This is a genomic window from Methanobrevibacter sp., from assembly GCF_030539555.1.
GTDB lineage: Archaea > Methanobacteriota > Methanobacteria > Methanobacteriales > Methanobacteriaceae > Methanocatella.
The window spans coordinates 1-3,642 of record NZ_JAUNXX010000104.1 but is presented as its reverse complement, the minus strand read 5'-3'; the positions used below and the strand labels follow the sequence as shown (position 1 = coordinate 3,642).

Below are 3,642 nucleotides of genomic sequence, written 5' to 3'. Positions count from 1 at the left end.
ATTATTATGAAAAAGTTTTTGAGTGATGCATTAAAATTCCAATGGAAAACAATAGTGTATATTTTCGCATTAATAATCATTCAGACATTCTTTCAAATGGAAATAATTGATTTGTTCGGTGCGGCTTTGACTGGAGTCAAAGAACAGAACGTTGATTTGCTTTTCAAATCAGGATTATATATGTTAATGTATACCGTCATTTCAATGATTGCCGTTTATGTCATCTCTTTTCTCACAACAAGAGTGGCTTCAAAATCAGCATATACTGTCCGTGAGAAAATATTCCATATTCTGATGAACTTGCCTCGTGAGGAAATTGATAAATTTAAAATTTCAGGGCTAGTTACAAGGTCAACCAGAGGTATGTCCTCCGAACAGGGATTTATAGTGATGATACTCGAACAGTTAATGCTTATTCCAGTTACATTCGTAGCAATTGTATATGAAATAGCATTGATTGATGGAACTTATGCATTATTTTTCTTAGGATTTATTGGTGTTCTTTCTGCAATCATAATTTTTAGAATGAAACAGATTGTGGAAATATTTTTCAGAGCTAAAAAGACATATGGTAAACTAAATTTATTATTCTTATCCAAAATCAATGATATAGCTGGCAGGATTCCATTTAACAAACAGGAGTATGAAGTCGAATTTGAAAAGGCATGTGAGAACTCCTATGATAAAAATGTCATCTATATTAAAAGTCAATGTTACCTCGGACCAATATTAATGTGGGGTTTATATGTTATTGTCCTGGTTACATTGGCAATGGTTAATTCAGGATACACCATTGGATTTGAAACTGATAGTGTAATTGATTCATTCATTATTCTGGTATATGTTGCCTACTTCATCACTACTCTAGCTAATATTCCTGCATTAATTGACAGATGGCCACGTGCATATGCCACTTCTGTGCGTTTGGAGGAAGTCTTGAATATTGAAGATAAAATCATAAAATCCAATACAAATGATAATCTGAAGGAAATAGAGATTGTTGAGGAGGATATTGCTCAAGAGGCTAAGGGCATATGGGATGAAAGAAAGGGTATCTCTGAAAAATTCACTGCATTGTTAAAAGAGGATAAGGCCAAAGTAAGAATATCAATGATTTTACTTACGATATCCACATTGTGCATGGTTTATGCCCCAAAAGTTGCCGGAAAAACAGTTGATTTATTGGCTTCCAATTGGAATTCAACTAATGACCCTGCTATCTACATTAGTCTTGCCCTGTTGCTGGTATTGTATTCAGTAGGATATCTGTTTAAATTACCTCCAAAGAGAATCATGGGGGCCACAGGTGAAAAAGTAGCATATGATTTAAGAGTGAAATTATTTGATAAGCTTGATGCTGTTGGTTCCGATTTCATTCAGGAAAATTCAAAGGGTCTTGTTCTATCCAGACTAAACAACGATGTGATGAACATCAGGGAGTTTGTTTCATCTAAATTTACTGAAATTTATGCGCAGATTCTATTTATAGTCTTTGTAATAGTGTTGATTGTGATGACAGACTTCAGGTTGAGCTTAATATACCTTGTGATATTGCCGGTTTATGCCGTTTGCTTTTATGTATGTGATGTCAAATCTAAAAACTATTACGATGGTCATCAAATGCAGTTGGGGAGATTGATGAGCTATTTTGAAAGAGGCCTGTCAAATCGTGATTCATTCCATGAAAAAGGGTTTAAAAAAATGAATCAAACTGTAATTGACTATTATGTCAAATCCAAAAACGTTACTAATTTTATGGTGCCTGTTACAACCCTTTTAACAAATATAAGTAAGATAACTGTTTATATTGCGGGGATTTACTTTTTAGCAGGTAATGAGATTCAGATAGGGACTCTATTGGCAGTTATTATGTATGGGCAATTATTAACAGATCCTATTAAAAAGCTAAGTTCCTCGATGGCCACTATTGAAACTTCATTTTCAAGCATCAAAAGGATATTTGCAATCATTGACTATAAAAACGATAAATAATTGAATTTCAATCATCTTGATGTCTGATGTAAGCTCAATTATTCTTGCAATTTGAATTGATGCTTTTTTTGAATAATTCTTTGAGGTTTCATAATCCGATTTGCCATTGATGATTGGTGTTGTTGTAAAAGAAGTCAATGAACTCAGTTATATTGATTTACAACAAAAATTATTTTAAACTAAATTATATTATTTTCCTTCTAGACGTTTAATATCTAAAATCATTTGATCAAAGTCAGAAATGAAGTTTTCATCTTGCAGGACTCTGAATTTTTCATATTTTTCAAGCACATGTTCTCGTGCTTCTTCAGCAGATATCTTACCTTTGCCAACAAGAATTGGCAGCCTTCGAAGTTTAAGGTAGTCATCCAGCAGTTCCTTCCAATCTTTCATGCCCATTGGTATTCTGTCTTCTGCGCGTGATTCAGCTAAATTCAAAAAACCTTCCACCAAACTATTTAACCTAAATAATTCATTTTGATTTAGATAATTTTTTGATATTACTACATCACTTTGGAGTATTTTTCCATTGGGTGCTTTTTTCCAAGTTGTCAATCCCATATGGGAGTTTTCAATATCGCTTCGTGTTTCTATGAGTTCTGCTGCGGTATGGTTGCTTATTGCATATATCAGTTTGTTCTGTACTGTGGCAAAGAATTCTTTTGTTATGTCTGCATCTTTGTTATAATCAAAGCTTGTTGCATAAATGTCTGTGATTTTTTGATTGAATCTTCTCTCTGAAGCCCTTATTTCTCGTATGGTTTCTAATAATTCATCAAAATAGTCTTCTGTAAATCTTCCACCTTTTTTCAGGAGTTCCTTATCGATGACAAATCCTTTCACCATATATTCCTTTAAAATTTTACTGGCCCAACGACGAAACTGTGTTGCTTCCTTACTGTTTATTCTGTATCCTATTGATATGATTGCGTCAAGATTATACCATTTTTGGGGTCTTCCGCCTTTTTTAGAGTTTATCAACTCTGAGTTGATAAACTCATTTTGGTTTTCAAATAATTTTTTGGAGGATATGGATACTTCTTTTTCTTCTAACTCTTCATCTTCAATTATTTTTAAGAAATGCTTTGATATATTTTGAGAACTGGTTCCAAAAATCTCTGCTACAACTTTTTGACTTGCCCATAGGGTTTCATTTCCTATTAAAAATTCGGCTTCTATATCATTCTGTTCGCTTTTGTATAGCAACTTTTCAATAAGTTTGAATTCTGGCATATTATTCCTCCTGACTTTAATTTAAAAATTGGATAATTGTTTTTATATATGTTAATGATTATTATATCCTCTTTTTGTAAGAGCATTTTAAAAGTAATATTTGTTAATATCTATTGACTAAAGTAGTAGATAATTCCACTACTTTTCATCCTTATCTGTTTGTATTGTATAGAACAAATTTCACTAAAAGTAGTAGATAATTTGAAGTGTGTTATGCCAATAATAAATTGTCAAATACTTATCTCTCACTACAGATAATATTATGGATTTCCATGATAAGTTTTGCAAATTAGGCATGTTAAAAATTATACCTGGTCAAAACATAAATAAATAATGTGATACGATGATAATTAATGTGGGCGGAAGAACAGACATAGTCAACTACTACACTCCATGGCTGCTGAAGAGACTTGATGA

The 3,642-nt window shown here is 32.4% G+C and carries 2 protein-coding genes; one reads left to right on the top strand and one right to left on the bottom strand.

The window, feature by feature from the left end; translation table 11 throughout:
- A partial coding sequence (locus Q4Q55_RS09985; protein ID WP_303372657.1) for an ABC transporter transmembrane domain-containing protein occupies nt 1-1,992 on the top strand: 1,992 nt, incomplete at its 5' end.
- Nucleotides 1,993-2,181: 189 nt separating this feature from the next.
- Here the strand turns inward: Q4Q55_RS09985 and rhuM are convergent.
- Nucleotides 2,182-3,225, bottom strand: a complete 1,044-nt coding sequence (gene rhuM / locus Q4Q55_RS09980; protein ID WP_303372656.1) for a RhuM family protein — start codon at nt 3,223-3,225, stop codon at nt 2,182-2,184.
- Nucleotides 3,226-3,642: the final 417 nt, after the last annotated feature.

Coding starts and splice junctions, on each gene's coding strand:
- rhuM (WP_303372656.1), bottom strand. CDS start 3,225: ATGCCAGAATTCAAACTTATTGAAAAGTTGCTATACAAAAGCGAACAG.